This window comes from Bacillus sp. AR2-1 (assembly GCF_008368755.1).
GTDB lineage: Bacteria > Bacillota > Bacilli > Bacillales > Bacillaceae_G > Bacillus_A > Bacillus_A wiedmannii.
Genome location: NZ_QORY01000024.1, coordinates 42,509 through 58,232 on the forward strand (window position 1 = coordinate 42,509; position 15,724 = coordinate 58,232).

At 38.3% G+C, this 15,724-nt stretch carries 23 protein-coding genes; 21 read left to right on the plus strand and 2 right to left on the minus strand.

Going from position 1 to position 15,724, the window contains the following annotated elements:
* The first annotated feature begins 2 nt into the window (after positions 1-2).
* The 19 genes from rplO to DT250_RS25290 all read left to right on the plus strand — a co-directional run bounded on the left by rplO (position 3) and on the right by DT250_RS25290 (position 12,886).
* Entirely contained in the window at positions 3-443 is a 441-nt protein-coding gene (gene rplO / locus DT250_RS25200; RefSeq protein ID WP_000766083.1) for a 50S ribosomal protein L15, read from the plus strand.
* The gene (secY, locus tag DT250_RS25205; protein ID WP_000490119.1) at positions 443-1,744 is read left to right on the plus strand and encodes a preprotein translocase subunit SecY; all 1,302 of its coding nucleotides are present in this window, start codon (positions 443-445) and stop codon (positions 1,742-1,744) included. Before rplO ends, secY begins: the two co-directional genes overlap by 1 nt.
* Before the next feature lie 56 nt (positions 1,745-1,800).
* Positions 1,801-2,451: an adenylate kinase gene (locus DT250_RS25210; protein ID WP_149213883.1), complete on the plus strand. Its 651-nt coding sequence runs from the start codon at positions 1,801-1,803 to the stop codon at positions 2,449-2,451.
* Entirely contained in the window at positions 2,451-3,197 is a 747-nt protein-coding gene (gene map, locus DT250_RS25215; RefSeq protein ID WP_000582542.1) for a type I methionyl aminopeptidase, read from the plus strand. Before DT250_RS25210 ends, map begins: the two co-directional genes overlap by 1 nt.
* A gap of 68 nt (positions 3,198-3,265) precedes the next feature.
* A complete protein-coding gene (infA, locus tag DT250_RS25220) occupies positions 3,266-3,484 on the plus strand; it encodes a translation initiation factor IF-1 (protein ID WP_001029884.1) in 219 nt (72 codons plus the stop codon).
* 35 nt (positions 3,485-3,519) lie between these two features.
* Complete coding sequence (gene rpmJ / locus DT250_RS25225) at positions 3,520-3,633, plus strand: 50S ribosomal protein L36 (protein ID WP_000868344.1); 114 nt, start codon at positions 3,520-3,522, stop codon at positions 3,631-3,633.
* A gap of 21 nt (positions 3,634-3,654) precedes the next feature.
* Positions 3,655-4,020, plus strand: a complete 366-nt coding sequence (gene rpsM, locus DT250_RS25230) for a 30S ribosomal protein S13 (protein ID WP_000090790.1) — start codon at positions 3,655-3,657, stop codon at positions 4,018-4,020.
* Between the two features lie 24 nt (positions 4,021-4,044).
* Positions 4,045-4,434: a 30S ribosomal protein S11 gene (gene rpsK / locus DT250_RS25235; RefSeq protein ID WP_000101797.1), complete on the plus strand. Its 390-nt coding sequence runs from the start codon at positions 4,045-4,047 to the stop codon at positions 4,432-4,434.
* A gap of 180 nt (positions 4,435-4,614) precedes the next feature.
* Entirely contained in the window at positions 4,615-5,559 is a 945-nt protein-coding gene (locus tag DT250_RS25240) for a DNA-directed RNA polymerase subunit alpha (RefSeq protein ID WP_000569644.1), read from the plus strand.
* Between the two features lie 35 nt (positions 5,560-5,594).
* On the plus strand, positions 5,595-5,957 hold the full coding sequence (gene rplQ / locus DT250_RS25245) for a 50S ribosomal protein L17 (RefSeq protein WP_000331490.1): 363 nt from the start codon (positions 5,595-5,597) through the stop codon (positions 5,955-5,957).
* A 103-nt stretch (positions 5,958-6,060) separates the two neighbouring features.
* A complete protein-coding gene (locus DT250_RS25250; RefSeq protein ID WP_137035281.1) occupies positions 6,061-6,903 on the plus strand; it encodes an energy-coupling factor ABC transporter ATP-binding protein in 843 nt (280 codons plus the stop codon).
* Positions 6,879-7,760: an energy-coupling factor ABC transporter ATP-binding protein gene (locus tag DT250_RS25255; RefSeq protein WP_149213884.1), complete on the plus strand. Its 882-nt coding sequence runs from the start codon at positions 6,879-6,881 to the stop codon at positions 7,758-7,760. Before DT250_RS25250 ends, DT250_RS25255 begins: the two co-directional genes overlap by 25 nt.
* Entirely contained in the window at positions 7,748-8,542 is a 795-nt protein-coding gene (locus DT250_RS25260) for an energy-coupling factor transporter transmembrane component T family protein (RefSeq protein WP_087983922.1), read from the plus strand. Before DT250_RS25255 ends, DT250_RS25260 begins: the two co-directional genes overlap by 13 nt.
* A 14-nt stretch (positions 8,543-8,556) precedes the next feature.
* Positions 8,557-9,300 carry a tRNA pseudouridine(38-40) synthase TruA gene (gene truA / locus DT250_RS25265; protein WP_088061486.1) on the plus strand — a complete coding sequence of 248 codons (744 nt, stop codon included), beginning with the start codon at positions 8,557-8,559 and terminating at the stop codon, positions 9,298-9,300.
* Positions 9,301-9,452: 152 nt separating this feature from the next.
* Positions 9,453-9,890: a 50S ribosomal protein L13 gene (gene rplM / locus DT250_RS25270; RefSeq protein ID WP_001260795.1), complete on the plus strand. Its 438-nt coding sequence runs from the start codon at positions 9,453-9,455 to the stop codon at positions 9,888-9,890.
* Positions 9,891-9,911: 21 nt separating this feature from the next.
* Positions 9,912-10,304 carry a 30S ribosomal protein S9 gene (gene rpsI / locus DT250_RS25275; protein WP_000079986.1) on the plus strand — a complete coding sequence of 131 codons (393 nt, stop codon included), beginning with the start codon at positions 9,912-9,914 and terminating at the stop codon, positions 10,302-10,304.
* Positions 10,305-10,466: 162 nt separating this feature from the next.
* Entirely contained in the window at positions 10,467-10,895 is a 429-nt protein-coding gene (locus tag DT250_RS25280; RefSeq protein ID WP_001101006.1) for a YbaK family protein, read from the plus strand.
* A 66-nt stretch (positions 10,896-10,961) separates the two neighbouring features.
* Positions 10,962-11,675: an N-acetylmuramoyl-L-alanine amidase CwlD gene (cwlD, locus tag DT250_RS25285; protein WP_000822446.1), complete on the plus strand. Its 714-nt coding sequence runs from the start codon at positions 10,962-10,964 to the stop codon at positions 11,673-11,675.
* A gap of 143 nt (positions 11,676-11,818) precedes the next feature.
* Positions 11,819-12,886, plus strand: a complete 1,068-nt coding sequence (locus DT250_RS25290; protein ID WP_000256609.1) for an Mrp/NBP35 family ATP-binding protein — start codon at positions 11,819-11,821, stop codon at positions 12,884-12,886.
* Positions 12,887-12,942: 56 nt separating this feature from the next.
* On the opposite strand, the gene gerD is transcribed toward DT250_RS25290, so the two are convergent.
* The gene (gerD, locus tag DT250_RS25295; protein ID WP_087983920.1) at positions 12,943-13,560 is read right to left on the minus strand and encodes a spore germination protein GerD; all 618 of its coding nucleotides are present in this window, start codon (positions 13,558-13,560) and stop codon (positions 12,943-12,945) included.
* A gap of 139 nt (positions 13,561-13,699) precedes the next feature.
* Between gerD and kbaA the strand changes: the two genes are divergently transcribed.
* Positions 13,700-14,311 carry a KinB signaling pathway activation protein KbaA gene (gene kbaA, locus DT250_RS25300; RefSeq protein ID WP_149213885.1) on the plus strand — a complete coding sequence of 204 codons (612 nt, stop codon included), beginning with the start codon at positions 13,700-13,702 and terminating at the stop codon, positions 14,309-14,311.
* Between the two features lie 127 nt (positions 14,312-14,438).
* Here kbaA and pdaB read toward each other — a convergent pair whose 3' ends face one another.
* Positions 14,439-15,203 carry a polysaccharide deacetylase family sporulation protein PdaB gene (gene pdaB, locus DT250_RS25305; RefSeq protein WP_000464700.1) on the minus strand — a complete coding sequence of 255 codons (765 nt, stop codon included), beginning with the start codon at positions 15,201-15,203 and terminating at the stop codon, positions 14,439-14,441.
* Between the two features lie 170 nt (positions 15,204-15,373).
* On the opposite strand from pdaB, the gene DT250_RS25310 reads away from it, so the two are divergent.
* Entirely contained in the window at positions 15,374-15,592 is a 219-nt protein-coding gene (locus DT250_RS25310) for a hypothetical protein (protein WP_000900297.1), read from the plus strand.
* Positions 15,593-15,724 lie beyond the last annotated feature (132 nt).

Sequence of the window (15,724 nt, forward strand, 5' to 3'; positions counted from 1 at the left end):
GAATGAAACTTCATGAATTAAAACCTGCAGAAGGTTCTCGTAAAGTACGTAACCGTGTCGGTCGTGGTATCGGTTCTGGTAACGGTAAAACTGCTGGTAAAGGTCATAAAGGACAAAACGCACGTTCTGGTGGCGGTGTTCGTCTTGGCTTCGAAGGTGGTCAAACTCCATTATTCCGTCGTTTACCAAAACGCGGCTTCACAAACATTAACCGTAAAGAGTTTACTATTGTAAACTTATCAACGTTAAATCGTTTTGAAGATGGTACAGAAGTAACACCTGAATTATTGCTGGAAACTGGCGTTATCAGCAAGTTAAACGACGGTGTTAAAATTCTTGCAAGCGGCGCAGTAGAGAAAAAATTAACTGTTAAAGCGCACAAGTTCTCTTCAAGTGCTAAAGAAGCAATTGAAGCAGCTGGCGGATCAGTTGAGGTGATCTAATGTTTCGTACAATCTCCAACTTTATGCGCGTTGCTGAGATAAGACGTAAAATATTATTCACTTTAGCGATGTTAATCGTATTCAGAATTGGCACGTTTATCCCAGTGCCATTTACAAATGGAGACGTACTGAAAGCACAAGATCAATTAAATGCCTTAGGTATCCTAAATACATTTGGCGGTGGCGCCTTGAAAAACTTCTCCATCTTCGCGATGGGAATCATGCCGTATATTACAGCATCCATCATCGTGCAATTATTGCAGATGGATGTTGTTCCTAAATTTTCGGAATGGTCGAAGCAAGGTGAAATGGGCCGTCGTAAACTAACGCAATTCACGCGTTACTTTACAATTGTTCTTGCGTTTATTCAGGGGTTTGGTATGTCAATTGGTTTTAACGGTATGGTAGGTGGACAATTAATTTTGAATCCTGGTTGGAGCACTTATTTATACATTGCTACGGTACTGACTGCTGGTACTGCATTTTTAATGTGGTTAGGTGAACAGATTACAGCTAAAGGTGTAGGTAATGGTATTTCCATCCTTATCTTTGGCGGTATTGCCGCAGCGATCCCAAGTGTTATATCTCAAGTGTATCAACAACAGTTTCAAAATATCGGAGATCAATTGTTCATGAGTATCGTTAAAGTTGCATTGATCTTACTAGCTGTGCTAGCGGTTATTGTTGGTGTTATTTTCATTCAACAGGCTGTTAGAAAGATCCCAATTCAATATGCGAAGCGTGTAACAGGAGGGAATGGGAATCATGCTGGAGCACAAAACACACATTTACCCCTTAAGGTAAATAGTGCGGGTGTTATTCCAGTCATTTTTGCTGTTTCATTCTTAATTACGCCTCCAACTATTGCACAGTTCTTCCCGAATCATGATGTATCGCAGTGGATCATTGCAAACTTTAACTATTCTCACCCAGTGGGAATGATCATATATGTTGCGCTCATTGTAGCCTTCACATATTTCTATGCGTTTGTTCAGGTTAATCCAGAGCAAATGTCAGAGAATCTAAACAAACAAGGTGGATATGTTCCAGGTATTCGTCCGGGTAAGAATACGGAACAGTATCTAACAAAAATCTTGTATCGTTTGACCTTTGTAGGATCAATTTTCCTAGCAGCGATTGCAATCTTACCAGTTATCTTTACGAAATTGGGAAATCTTCCTCCATCTGCACAGATTGGTGGAACGAGTATGTTAATCGTTGTCGGCGTTGCTTTAGAAACAATGAAGCAGCTAGAAAGTCAACTGGTAAAACGCCATTACAAAGGGTTTATCAAGCAATGAGTAAGTGGGAAGAATTGTCTTCCCTACATGCTCATGTACTCTGAGGGGGAACAAGGATGAACTTAATTTTAATGGGGCTTCCTGGTGCTGGTAAAGGTACACAAGCCGAACAGATTGTTGCCAAGTATAACATCCCTCACATTTCAACAGGAGATATGTTCCGTGCAGCTATGAAGGCTGAAACTGAAATGGGTCTACAAGCAAAATCTTTTATTGATAAAGGTGCACTTGTTCCAGATGAAGTTACAATCGGAATCGTTCGTGAACGTTTAAGTCAAGAAGACTGCGTAAGAGGTTTCTTACTAGACGGTTTCCCACGAACTATTGCACAAGCATCAGCTCTTGAAGAGATTATGAAAGATCTTGGTAAAAAAATCGACTATGTTTTAAACATTAATGTGGATTCAGGGTTGTTATTAACACGCCTTACAGGCCGTCGCATTTGTAAAGAGTGCGGTGCGACTTACCACTTAGAATTCAATCCACCAGCAAAAGCTGATGTGTGCGATAAATGTGGTGGCGAATTATATCAACGCTCTGATGACAATGAAGAAACTGTGGCAAATCGTTTAGATGTAAATATTAAGCAAACAAAACCTTTGCTTGATTTCTACGAGGAGCTTGGTTACTTACAAAGCATTAATGGTGAGCAAGATATCAATAAAGTATTTGCTGATATCGATGTTCTCATCGGAGGCTTAGCGTAATGATCATCTGCAAAACTCCTCGCGAGATAGAAATCATGCGAGAAGCTGGCAGGATCGTTGCTTTAACTCATCAAGAGTTGAAACAGCATATTACTCCAGGAATTACAACGAAAGAGCTCGATCAAATAGCGGAAAAGACGATTCGAAAATATGGTGCTACGCCATCTTTTAAAGGATACAACGGATTTCCGGGGAGCATATGTGCTTCTGTAAATGAAGAGCTTGTACACGGAATTCCAGGGAAGCGCAAGCTCGAAGAGGGCGATATCATCAGTATCGATATTGGTGCGAAATACAATGGGTACCATGGAGATTCTGCATGGACGTATCCAGTTGGAAACATTTCTGAATCTGTTCAAAAGCTACTTGATGTCACAGAAAAATCGTTGTATCTTGGTCTAGAACAAGTAAAACCAGGCGAAAGATTATCAAATATCTCACATGCGGTTCAAACCCATGCTGAAGAGAATGGGTTCTCGATCGTTAGGGAGTATGTTGGTCACGGAATCGGGCAAGACTTACATGAGGACCCTCAAATCCCGCACTATGGTCCACCAAATAGAGGCCCTAGATTAAAGCCGGGAATGGTCATCTGTGTTGAGCCGATGGTGAATCAAGGAAGACGATATGTAAAAACACTATCTGATGACTGGACAGTGGTAACGGTAGATGGTAAATGGTGTGCACACTTTGAGCACACGATTGCTCTTACAGAAGCAGGATACGAAATCCTTACCACTTTATAAGTAGCTGGCTCTCCGGGATTTCAGAGCAGTGTAAAATGTTACTGATTTGAAGAAGGGAGAACTATTGAATGGCTAAAGATGATGTAATTGAAGTCGAAGGTACCGTTCTTGAAACGTTGCCAAATGCTATGTTCAAAGTAGAATTAGAGAATGGGCATGTCGTATTGGCTCACGTTTCTGGTAAAATCCGTATGAACTTCATTCGTATTTTACCAGGAGACAAAGTTACGGTAGAATTATCTCCGTACGATTTAAATCGTGGTCGTATTACGTACCGTTTTAAATAATATAGCACTCCGTAATCTTTAAGGAGGTTCGAGACATGAAAGTAAGACCGTCAGTTAAACCAATCTGCGAAAAATGTAAAGTTATTCGTAGACGTGGAAAAGTAATGGTTATTTGTGAAAACCCTAAACATAAACAAAAACAAGGTTAATCAGAAGGAGGTGCATTCAGAATGGCACGTATCGCAGGTGTAGATATTCCTCGAGACAAACGCGTTGTTATTTCTTTAACTTACGTATTCGGCATTGGTCGCACAACTGCTGAAAAAATTCTAACTGAAGCTGGTATTTCTTCAGAAACACGAGTTCGTGATTTAACGGAAGACGAACTAGGACGTATCCGTGATATCATCGATCGTATTAAAGTTGAGGGAGACCTTCGTCGTGAAGTATCTCTTAACATTAAACGTCTAATGGAGATCGGTTCTTACCGTGGTCTTCGTCACCGTCGTGGTTTACCAGTTCGTGGTCAAAACTCTAAAAACAATGCTCGTACACGTAAAGGTCCACGTCGTACAGTAGCAAATAAAAAGAAATAATAAGTAAAGGAGGTTGAACTAACAATGGCACGTAAAACAAACACTCGTAAAAAACGTGTGAAAAAGAATATTGAAGCTGGTATAGCTCATATTCGTTCTACTTTCAACAACACAATCGTAACACTTACAGATACTCATGGTAACGCACTTTCTTGGTCTAGTGCTGGTGCACTTGGTTTCCGTGGATCTCGTAAGTCTACTCCATTCGCTGCGCAAATGGCTGCTGAAGCTGCTGCTAAAGTTGCAATGGAGCACGGTTTAAAAACTTTAGAGGTTACTGTTAAAGGTCCTGGTGCTGGTCGTGAAGCTGCAATTCGTGCTCTTCAAGCTGCAGGTCTAGAAGTAACAGCAATTAGAGATGTTACTCCAGTTCCTCATAATGGATGTCGTCCACCAAAACGTCGTCGTGTGTAATTTTTCTGTATAGAATTTTCCCTTTTGTCTATAATGGATATGATGCATTATCGAGAAATTTCGTACAGAAACATCGCTTGTTGTGCACAATCGGGAACTGCCTAAGGGGGACTTTCGGTTAGACAGGGGGTATCCCTTTGTTTAACCGGGGTTTCGACGTTTTGAAGGAGGGTTTAGTTAATGATTGAAATCGAAAAGCCGAAAATCGAAACGGTTGAACTTAACGAAGATGCTAAATATGGTAAATTCGTAATTGAACCGCTTGAGCGTGGATATGGTACTACTTTGGGTAACTCCTTACGTCGTATTCTTTTATCCTCACTCCCTGGTGCCGCTGTTACTGCTATCCAAATCGATGGCGTATTACATGAATTTTCAACAGTTGAGGGCGTAGTAGAAGACGTTACGACGATCATCTTAAACTTGAAAAAGTTAGCTCTTAAAATCTACTCTGAAGAAGAGAAGACGTTGGAAATTGATGTGCAGGGCGAAGGTATTGTCACAGCTGCTGATATTACTCACGATAGTGATGTAGAAATCTTAAATCCAGATTTACACATTGCAACGTTAGCAAAAAATGCGCATTTCCGCATGCGTTTAACTGCAAAGCGTGGCCGTGGGTATACGCCAGCTGATGCAAATAAAAGCGAAGATCAACCAATAGGAGTAATTCCTATTGATTCTATTTATACTCCAGTATCACGTGTGACTTACCAAGTGGAAAAGACACGTGTCGGACAAGTGGCTAATTATGATAAGCTTACGCTTGATGTATGGACGGATGGAAGCATCGGGCCAAAAGAAGCTATCTCTTTAGGTGCCAAAATCTTAACTGAGCATTTAAATATCTTTGTTGGTTTAACTGATGAAGCACAAAATGCTGAGATTATGGTTGAGAAGGAAGAAGATCAAAAAGAGAAAGTTCTTGAGATGACTATCGAAGAACTAGATCTTTCTGTTCGTTCTTATAATTGCCTAAAACGTGCAGGAATTAATACTGTACAAGAGCTTGCGAACAAAACAGAAGAAGATATGATGAAAGTTCGTAACTTAGGACGTAAATCCTTAGAAGAAGTTAAACATAAGCTTGAGGAATTAGGTTTAGGTTTACGTAAAGACGACTGAGGATTTAAACCCATCAACAAAGGAGGGAACTACGAATGGCATACAGAAAATTAGGCCGTACAAGTGCGCAACGTAAAGCTATGTTACGTGATTTAGCTACTGATTTAATTATCAACGAGCGCATCCAAACGACAGAAACTCGTGCAAAAGAACTTCGTTCTGTAGTGGAAAAAATGATCACTTTAGGTAAACGCGGAGATCTTCACGCTCGTCGTCAAGCAGCAGCTTTCATTCGCAATGAAGTAGCTAACGCTGAGACTGGTCAAGATGCACTTCAAAAATTATTCGCTGATGTAGCTCCACGCTATGCTGAGCGCCAAGGCGGATACACTCGTATTGCAAAAATTGGTCCACGTCGCGGAGACGCAGCACCAATGGTAATTATCGAGTTAGTATAATGATAATTAAAAGGGCAGGACAGTTCTTTTCAAGAAACTGGTCATGGCCCTTTTTTTTAAATATAAAAATAGGCTAACTTGGCGAAGGAAAGGGTGCCTTGTATTGAAAAAAGAGAAACTTCGGACAGAAAATATATCATTTCAATATCCTGGGGCAGCCACTTATGCATTAAAAGATGTTTCATTTGCCTTGTATGAGGGAGAATGGGTATCTGTTATTGGACAAAACGGTTCAGGGAAGTCTACACTTGCAAAATTATTGAATGGTTTGTTTTTGCCGGAAGCAGGGACTATTACAGTAAATGATACAATGGTTTTATCAGAGGAAACGGTATGGGATGTTCGAAAACAAATTGGGATGGTATTTCAAAATCCAGACAATCAATTTGTTGGAACGACAGTGCAAGACGACGTTGTTTTTGGCTTAGAGAATATCGGAATGCCAAGAGAGCAAATGGTAGAAAGATTAAATCAGGCTCTCAAACTTGTCCGTATGGAAGATTTTCTTAATGATGAACCTCATTCGTTATCTGGTGGGCAAAAGCAGCGAGTGGCAATAGCAGGCGTTTTAGCACTTCAGCCATCTATTTTGATATTAGATGAAGCAACGTCAATGTTGGATCCTCAAGGGAGACGTGAAGTAGTAGAAACGGTTAGACAACTTGTTAATCAAAAAGGTATTACCGTGTTATCAATTACGCACGATTTAGAAGAAGCGGCACAATCAGATCGTGTCATTATTTTAAACAAGGGAGAAATATTAGAGGAAGGGACTCCAAAGCAAATCTTCAAGTCCTCTCATATGCTCCAAGAAATTGGATTAGATGTACCATTTTCAGTGAAAATAGCAGAATTATTAAAAAGAAATGAAATTCTCTTGCAAAATACGCATCTTACAATGGAAAGCTTGGTGAACGAACTTTGGAGATTACATTCCAAAAAGTAGAACATCGTTATCAATATAAAACTCCATTTGAAAGACGCGCACTTTATGATGTAGACGTGTCGTTTCCAAGTGGGGGCTATTATGCCATTATCGGTCATACTGGTTCAGGTAAGTCGACGATGATTCAACATTTAAATGGTTTATTGCAGCCGACGAATGGCACAGTTCAAATTGGTGAACATTTCATTTCGGCAGGAAAGAAAGAAAAAAAGCTAAAGCCACTACGTAAAAAGGTAGGGGTTGTCTTTCAATTCCCAGAACATCAGTTGTTTGAAGAGACTGTGGAGAAGGATATTTGTTTCGGCCCTACTAATTTTGGGGTATCTGTAGAAGAAGCGAAGCAAAAGGCAAGAGAGGCAATTGAACTTGTAGGGTTAGGGCCAGAACTGTTAATACGTTCACCGTTTGAGTTAAGTGGTGGGCAAATGAGGCGTGTTGCGATAGCGGGTGTATTGGCGATGGAACCCGAAGTGCTTGTATTAGATGAACCTACAGCAGGACTAGATCCAAAAGGGCAGAATGAACTTATGGAGATGTTTTATAAGCTGCATAAGGAAAAAGGTCTTACAGTTATCCTAGTAACACATAATATGGAGGATGCTGCTAAGTATGCGGAGCAGATTGTAGTCATGCATAAAGGAACGGTCTTTTTGCAAGGAAGTGCAGAGGAAGTATTTTCACATGCTGATGAACTAGAGAAAATTGGCGTGGATCTTCCTATGTCTTTAAAGTATAAACGTGCAATTGAAGAGAAGTTTGGCATTTCAATCCCAAAGGCTACCTTATCTTTAGAGGATCTTACTCATGAAGTTGTGCAGGTGTTACGAAAAGGTGGTCATGAATCATGCAGCAGTTGATTATTGGAAGGTATATTCCAGGGAAGTCTCTTATTCATCAACTTGATCCACGTACGAAGCTGCTGATTGTCTTTTTATATGTATTTGTTGTTTTCTTAGCAAATAATGCGATTTCATATGGATTTTTATTTTTATATGCACTCATTGCTTTATTTTTTGCAAAAGTGCCGATTCGTTATGTACTTTCGGGCTTAAAACCAATTCTATGGATTTTTCTTTTTACATTTTTCCTGCATATTTTTACAAATAAAGAAGGGGAAGTACTATTCCAGCTTGGTTGGTTTTCGATACATGAAAAAGGATTAGAGCAAGGGATATACATTTCTATACGATTCTTCGTTATTATTTTAATGACGACATTATTAACGTTAACGACGACACCTATTGAGATTACAGATGGTTTGGAGACGTTATTAAAGCCGTTGAAACGTATAAAAGTTCCTGTTCATGAAATCGCATTAATGATGTCAATTTCTCTTCGTTTTATTCCGACATTAATGGATGAAACGAGTAAAATAATGAAGGCACAATCTTCACGCGGTATTGATTTCGCAGGAGGACCGATAAAAGATAGGATGAAAGCTATTATCTCACTACTCGTTCCTCTATTTATCAGTGCTTTTAAGCGTGCTGAGGACTTAGCAATTGCTATGGAAGCACGTGGGTATCAAAATGGTGAAGGACGTACTAAATTTAGGCAACTACGCTGGAAAACAAGTGATACAGTAACGATAATAAGCTTACTTTGTTTAGCTTGTATTTTGGCATGGGTGCGATCGTAATGGAGAATAGAGAAATGGATAGAATAAAATGTACGGTTGCATATGATGGCATGCATTTTTGTGGTTATCAAATTCAGCCGCAGCATCGTACTGTTCAACAAGAGATTGAGAAAGCTTTGCAGAAATTGCATAAAGGAGCGCTTGTTCGTGTTCAGGCATCGGGCAGAACGGATTCTACCGTTCACGCTAAAGGACAAGTCATACACTTTGATACACCGTTGTCTCTTGAAGAGTGGCAATGGAGTAATGCATTAAACACAATGTTGCCAGATGATATTGTTATCAGACAGGTAGAGAAAAAAACAGAAGAATTTCATGCGCGTTACGGTGTCGAGAGAAAAGAATATCGTTATCGTGTATTATTATCAAAGACTGCGGATGTATTCCGTAGAAATTACGTATATCAATATCCATATCCGCTCGAAATAAGCTCTATAAGAAAAGCGATTCCTTATTTTATTGGAACGCATGATTTCACTTCTTTTTGTTCGGCAAAAACTGACAAAAAAGATAAGGTGCGAACGATTTATGAAATTGAGTTAATTGAGCAAGGCGATGAATTAATTTTTCGTTTTGTAGGTAATGGATTTTTATATAATATGGTCAGAATTATTGTTGGTACGTTACTTAGCGTAGGGCAAGGAAAGCTTGATCCTGATAGCATTCCAGAGATTTTAGCGAAACAAAATCGTCAGTTTGCTGGAAAGATGGCTCCAGGTCATGGACTTTACTTATGGCAGGTAAACTATAACAACTAATCCTGGTGTAACATTTGCTTGACATTAGAAACTCAAAAGTATATCATAACATATGGTATTGTTTCTAAAACCACGATTAGCCCCGGAAGGAAATCGTGTTTAAGATAAACAATAGATTTTTTCTATGGAAAAGATAACGAGGAGGGAAACACATGCGTACGACTTTTATGGCAAAAGCTAACGAAGTTGAGCGTAAATGGTATGTGGTTGATGCTGAAGGTCAAACTTTAGGTCGCCTATCTACTGAAGTAGCATCTATTTTACGCGGTAAAAACAAACCTACATTTACACCACACGTTGACACGGGTGATCATGTAATTATTATTAACGCTGAAAAAATTCATTTAACAGGTAATAAATTAAACGATAAAATTTACTACCGTCACACTAACCACCCAGGTGGACTTAAACAAAGAACAGCTCTAGAAATGCGTACAAACTACCCTGTACAAATGTTAGAGCTTGCAATTAAAGGGATGCTTCCAAAAGGACGTTTAGGACGTCAAGTATCTAAGAAATTAAACGTGTATGCTGGAGCAGAGCATCCACACCAAGCACAAAAACCAGAAGTTTACGAACTTCGCGGATAATCAATTAAAGGAGGGCTTACTTTGGCACAGGTTCAATACTATGGCACTGGACGTCGTAAGAGTTCAGTAGCGCGCGTACGCCTAGTTCCAGGCGAAGGACGCGTTATCATTAACGGTCGTGATTTTGAAAACTATATCCCATTTGCTGCATTACGTGAAGTAGTGAAACAACCTCTAGTTGCAACAGAAACTTTAGGTAACTACGATGTACTTGTAAACGTAAATGGTGGTGGATACACTGGTCAAGCTGGTGCTATTCGTCACGGTATTTCTCGCGCTTTATTAAAAGCTGATCCAGAATACCGTCTAACACTAAAACGTGCAGGTCTATTAACTCGTGACGCACGTATGAAAGAGCGTAAAAAATACGGTCTTAAAGGCGCACGTCGTGCACCTCAGTTCTCAAAACGTTAATTTTTGCGAACTACAAACCCCAACCATTTTGGTTGGGGTTTTTTTATGTTTCATTCCTCTTTTGTAATTTTTGTAGTTTGGAATATTTTAGTTCTATTCTCTCGCGTATGCTTCTTCTTTAGAAGTTTAGACTAATACGTATTAGGGAGGTTTATAAGTACTATGAATGTCATTGTCAGCTTACAAGAAAAACAAAAAGAAAAGCAGTTGAAATATGAACGGAAGATGCTGCGAGAATTATCATTAAAAACATTACGTTCAAATATTAGGGATGCCTTTCAGATGCAGGAACTTCATCGTCAGTATGAAGATTACTGTATTGAATTAGGGATAGAATCGTATTTATTAGGAGCGAGATACAGTAAGTTTGGTTATTATGGTGAATCATTCTTTGATGTGAAATATAGAGCCTTAGAAGAAGAGCAACAATTAACGGAAACACTATTCCAATTTTTAACGAGCATGACTATGCGGGAAATTAAGTTACAAGATGAGGAATTACTTTTTGAATCTTGCCAGCAGTTTATCGGCTTATGGTGGCAGGAAGGATATGAAAAAGGTGAAAGAAGATATCGATTAAAGCTTCATTAAGACAAGCATAAACTTTCCTCTTGTCCCATATAAGTAATTAGAGGGACTAGCTGGAGGAGGAAAGGTATGAAGAGAATTCGAATTATCTCTTTTGCACTCGCTGCGGTTGTTTTGTTTTTTTTAGTCAAACAAGAATTTCAAATTACAAAATCGTGGCGAGCTTGGAATTTACCCTTATCAGGGAAAGTGATTGTATTAGATGCTGGGCATGGTGGGCCAGACGGAGGGGCTGTTGGTGGAAAAGATATTATAGAAAAAGATATTACGCTTGAAATTACAAAGAAGGTACAAGATTATTTACAAGAACAAGGTGCACTAGTTATTTTAACACGTGAGGGAGATTATGATTTAGCTCAGAAAGATACAAAATCATATAGTAGACGTAAAGCAGAGGATTTAAAAAAGCGTGTAGAGATTATTAATAAGCCTGATGTAGACTTTTTTGCGAGCATTCATTTAAATGCTTTAACTAGTAGTGGATCGAAAGGCGCACAAACGTTCTACTATCGTTCTTCGGTTGAAAATGAACGTGCAGCGAAATTTATACAAGCTGAATTGAGAACGAGTTTAGAGAATACGAATCGTTCTGCTAAAACAATTTCTCATGTGTATTTATTGAAGTATGCGAAAACACCAGGTGCTCTAATTGAAGCTGGCTTTTTATCGAATGTAAACGAAAGGTATATGTTAAATTCGGAGAAATATCAGCAAAAGGTAGCGGCTGCAGTATATCGTGGTATATTACGTTATTTCACGGAAAAAGGGAATCCTCCAGAATAAGGAGGATTTTTTGAGTTTCTCTCGTTAACGAAGTTTTCCGAAAATATGTTATACTGGAAATGTAAACGCATTTATTTCAAAAATAAAGAGAGATAAATTTAATTAACATTACGTTATTTTTCATACAGGGGGCTGGGCTAACTATGGTAACGAAAGAGCAAGTAGTGGAAGCGTTAGAAGGGATTGTAGATCCGTTTTTACATAAAACGTTAAAAGAAACAGGTGCAATTAAAGAGGTAACAGTTAAGCCTGAGAAGGAACATGTAAGTGTTAAAATTGCAATTGTAAAAACCGGTACAGCGGAACAAATGCAATTGCAATCTGGAATTGTAAAGTTAGTAAAAGAACTAGGAGCAGCAACAGTAGGGCTTCGCTTTGCAGAATTTACAGAAGAGGAATTAGCTCAGTTTGCACCGGAACAGGAAGAAGAGCAAACTGAATCTTTATTGTCACCAAATTCAAAAACAACATTTTTAGCAGTGGCGAGTGGAAAAGGTGGAGTCGGAAAATCAACAGTTTCTGTTAACCTTGCTATTGCTTTAGCTCGTCTAGGTAAAAAGGTTGGTATCATTGATGCTGATATTTATGGTTTTAGCGTACCGGATATGATGGGGATAGAAAAACGTCCTGTTGTAAGAGGAGATAGAATCATTCCAGTGGAGCGTCTAGGTGTAAAGGTAATTTCAATGGGATTCTTTGTAGAAGATAATGCACCGGTTATTTGGAGAGGCCCTATGCTTGGGAAAATGTTAAATCACTTCTTTACAGAAGTAGAGTGGGGCGATTTAGACTATTTAGTTTTAGATTTACCACCGGGTACAGGTGATGTTGCGCTAGACTTACATTCAATGTTGCCAGCTTGTAAAGAGATTATTGTAACAACGCCACATCCAACAGCGGCATTTGTGGCAGCGCGTGCTGGAGCCATGGCTTTACGTACAGAACATAGTATTCTTGGTGTTGTTGAAAATATGGCGTATTTTGAAAGTAAAACAACTGGTGAAAAAGAATATGTGTTTGGAAGAGGTGGAGGAGATAAATTAGCTACAGAACTTCAAACAGAAGTACTTGGCCGAATCCCGCTTCAACAACCTGATTGGAATAAAGATGACTTTGCGCCTTCAGTATATGAAGATACACATACGACGGGTCTTATTTATCGTACGATAGCTGAGACAGTAATTGATAAAATAGCTGTCGCGCAAAAATAAAATAATAATGAGTGGACGATACATATATTGTCCACTCATTATTATAATTATTATTTTTACTGTTGCTCCTTTTTACCGTCTTGGGAACCACCTTCACCGCCTGCTTCTTTTTTATCAGATCCACTTTTCTCGGCCTTTTGTACACCTTTACTAATAATATCAATCATCTTAGCTTGGAAGAGTGGGCTTTCGGCAGTTTCTGTTAGTACTTGTTGTAAATATTGGCGGTATTCTTTGCTCTTCATTGTTTGTAACATTATTTTTTCTACTTCAGGGTTTTTCATAATTTCTATAACGCCTGCTTGGTATTCAGGGTCTTTTAGTAATGTTTTCATTAAGGTTGTTTGTTCTTTCCCCATACTTTTAGCGAATTTCGATGAGAACTCAGGGTCTTTAAAGAGCTTTTCCCAGAATTGTTGCCCTTTGTCGGATACCATTGCATCTTCAATCGTTTTCTTTACTACTGTTTCATCTAGTATGAGTGCTTGTTTCATTTTTTCATCAGTTAACACATCTTGAATGGCTTTCTTACCTTGATCGGTTTTTAAAATATCAACAATCATTTTCTTCGTTTGATCATAATCAAGTTCGGACTTTGCTTCTTTTCCTTGTGCACATGCTACAAGTACAAGAAATAGAAAAGAAGAAGTCAAAACGAGCAGCATCCGTTTCATAAGTTGGAACTCCTTTCAACACAGTTCTCTCTTTTTAATATAAATATCTTTAAGGAATTTATACATGAACATGGCTAGCTTTTTGAAATTGTCATTGATACAATTTAATTAGAAATATAAGGATAATGGGGGATGTGTTGTGAATAGCCGCAAGTGGGTACGCCTGTTTTTTACGACGTTGTTTCTAGGTGGGATTAGCACGGTCATTATTGGGTTTGTTTTGGAGTGGGACAAGTACGCTAAATTTTTTCAAAATTTCGACGGAGAGGAGATTTTAGCAGTTTCCTTCTGGTTGATGGGTGTAGGATTTATTTTTAGTGTTATAAGTCAAATGGGGTTCTTTGCCTATTTAACAATCCATCGTTTTGGACTGGGGATGTTCAGGTCACCTTCTTTATGGAATGCAGTCCAGCTCTTCTTTATTGCATTCGTTTTATTTGATTTCGTGTATTTAAGATCTGTATTGATTGCAAATGGGGAAGTTTCGTTAGGGAATAATATACTTGTTGCAGGTGTATTATTTGTGTTTGGGGCGATTGTTGCTTACATAAAAAGTAAAGAAACGAATAGAAAGGCATTTGTGCCCGCTTTGTTCTTTATGGTTGTTGTAACAATTCTTGAGTGGGTACCAGCGCTTCGTATTAATGACACAGATTGGTTGTATTTAATGGTGATACCACTTTTATTATGTAATGCATATCAGTTACTTATATTACATCGTTTAATTGGAAAGGCGAGTAAGTCGGCTTAAGTAAGAGAGATTTTTGAGTTTTTATGCAGGGTGGTTGTACGAATATAAATATCGGGGTGAAAAAAGCTCTACTACCTTAATGATAGGTAGTAGAGCTTTTTATGTGTGAAGGCACGAGGGAAAAGAATTACCTTACATCTTTACTTTTTGTACTTGTGTTAGAAATAAGTTGTGATACCGATATTTGCTCATATCCGTCACTCTTTAATTTTTGCAGAAGCAGTGGTAAAGCTTTATTTGTTTGAAGGGCAGAATCGGATGCATGTAATAAGACGATATCTCCACCTTTTAAATTAGTAGAGACATTGGAAACGATATTGTTTACACCTGGGTTTTTCCAGTCGTTTGAGTTATTACTCCAATGGACGATGGTGTATCCGAGTGATTCTGCTATTTTAAGTGTTGCTTTGTTAAAGTCTCCACTAGGTGGACGTAATAGTTTGACTTGTTTCACACCAAGTTTTGTAAAAACATCTTGTGCTCGTAAAAGATCTCTTCGTATTTCATTTGTCTCTAGAGAAGTGTAGGACGTGTAATTATAGCCCATACTACCGATTTCATGTCCATCTTTTATGATGCGTTCAACAACATCAGGGTGTCTTTCTGCCCATGCAGCAGAAACGAAGAAGGTTGCATTCTTAATGTCTCTTTCTTTAAGTGTATCAAGGATTGGAATTGCTTTTTTGTCTCCCCAACTAATATCAAACGTGAATGCAACTTGTTTTTTAGAGGTGTCTCCTTTGTAAATAACTTTAGGTCCTGTCGCAGTTGAAAAAGCAGATTCATGTGAATATGTTTTCAAAAAGAGAAGCCATGCTGTAAATAAGGAAAGTATCACTATTAAGCTAATGTGTTTAAAAGCTCGTTTACTCGTAATAAAAAAGAAAAACATAATATTACGCCCCTTTGTCCAATCCTTTTCAGTTACATATATGCTTTAAATATTAAAAAGAGAACAAAGGATTAATATCGTAAGCAGTGGATATAATGAATGATAGGATTTTGATAAGTGAAAATGAGCGTAACGTTTATTGCTTTGTAAGAAATGATTGAGGTGATGATTTGCTTGGGTTTATGTTAACGAAAGAAGAGAAAAAAGAAATGGAATACATATTGAAGAGAGAGTTAGAAGAACTACTATTTGATTTTGAAGATGAACGTATTCATGACGTTGTAAAAAAGGCGATGGAAGAAAGATATAAAATCATTTTTTGTTTATTTCGAAGAGTCGCTAATGCAGAAGAGTGTATGCGTTATGTAAGGAAAAGAATTTTTTATTAAAAAGTGTTGACGTTAATAGTTATTATATGATAAATTAATAACCGTCGCTGATGCGGAAACGCAGAAGACGATAAAAAAGAAATTTTAAAAACTTAGTTGACATTGAAAAATGAAGATGTTAACATAAGGAAG

Bases quoted from the DNA above. Each gene is read 5' to 3' on its own strand.
- rplO (WP_000766083.1), top strand. From the start codon at position 3: ATGAAACTTCATGAATTAAAACCTGCAGAAGGTTCTCGTAAAGTACGT.
- secY (WP_000490119.1), top strand. From the start codon at position 443: ATGTTTCGTACAATCTCCAACTTTATGCGCGTTGCTGAGATAAGACGT.
- DT250_RS25210 (WP_149213883.1), top strand. From the start codon at position 1,801: ATGAACTTAATTTTAATGGGGCTTCCTGGTGCTGGTAAAGGTACACAA.
- map (WP_000582542.1), top strand. From the start codon at position 2,451: ATGATCATCTGCAAAACTCCTCGCGAGATAGAAATCATGCGAGAAGCT.
- infA (WP_001029884.1), top strand. From the start codon at position 3,266: ATGGCTAAAGATGATGTAATTGAAGTCGAAGGTACCGTTCTTGAAACG.
- rpmJ (WP_000868344.1), top strand. From the start codon at position 3,520: ATGAAAGTAAGACCGTCAGTTAAACCAATCTGCGAAAAATGTAAAGTT.
- rpsM (WP_000090790.1), top strand. From the start codon at position 3,655: ATGGCACGTATCGCAGGTGTAGATATTCCTCGAGACAAACGCGTTGTT.
- rpsK (WP_000101797.1), top strand. From the start codon at position 4,045: ATGGCACGTAAAACAAACACTCGTAAAAAACGTGTGAAAAAGAATATT.
- DT250_RS25240 (WP_000569644.1), top strand. From the start codon at position 4,615: ATGATTGAAATCGAAAAGCCGAAAATCGAAACGGTTGAACTTAACGAA.
- rplQ (WP_000331490.1), top strand. From the start codon at position 5,595: ATGGCATACAGAAAATTAGGCCGTACAAGTGCGCAACGTAAAGCTATG.
- DT250_RS25260 (WP_087983922.1), top strand. From the start codon at position 7,748: ATGCAGCAGTTGATTATTGGAAGGTATATTCCAGGGAAGTCTCTTATT.
- truA (WP_088061486.1), top strand. From the start codon at position 8,557: ATGGATAGAATAAAATGTACGGTTGCATATGATGGCATGCATTTTTGT.
- rplM (WP_001260795.1), top strand. From the start codon at position 9,453: ATGCGTACGACTTTTATGGCAAAAGCTAACGAAGTTGAGCGTAAATGG.
- DT250_RS25280 (WP_001101006.1), top strand. From the start codon at position 10,467: ATGAATGTCATTGTCAGCTTACAAGAAAAACAAAAAGAAAAGCAGTTG.
- cwlD (WP_000822446.1), top strand. From the start codon at position 10,962: ATGAAGAGAATTCGAATTATCTCTTTTGCACTCGCTGCGGTTGTTTTG.
- DT250_RS25290 (WP_000256609.1), top strand. From the start codon at position 11,819: ATGGTAACGAAAGAGCAAGTAGTGGAAGCGTTAGAAGGGATTGTAGAT.
- gerD (WP_087983920.1), bottom strand. From the start codon at position 13,560: ATGAAACGGATGCTGCTCGTTTTGACTTCTTCTTTTCTATTTCTTGTA.
- pdaB (WP_000464700.1), bottom strand. From the start codon at position 15,203: ATGTTTTTCTTTTTTATTACGAGTAAACGAGCTTTTAAACACATTAGC.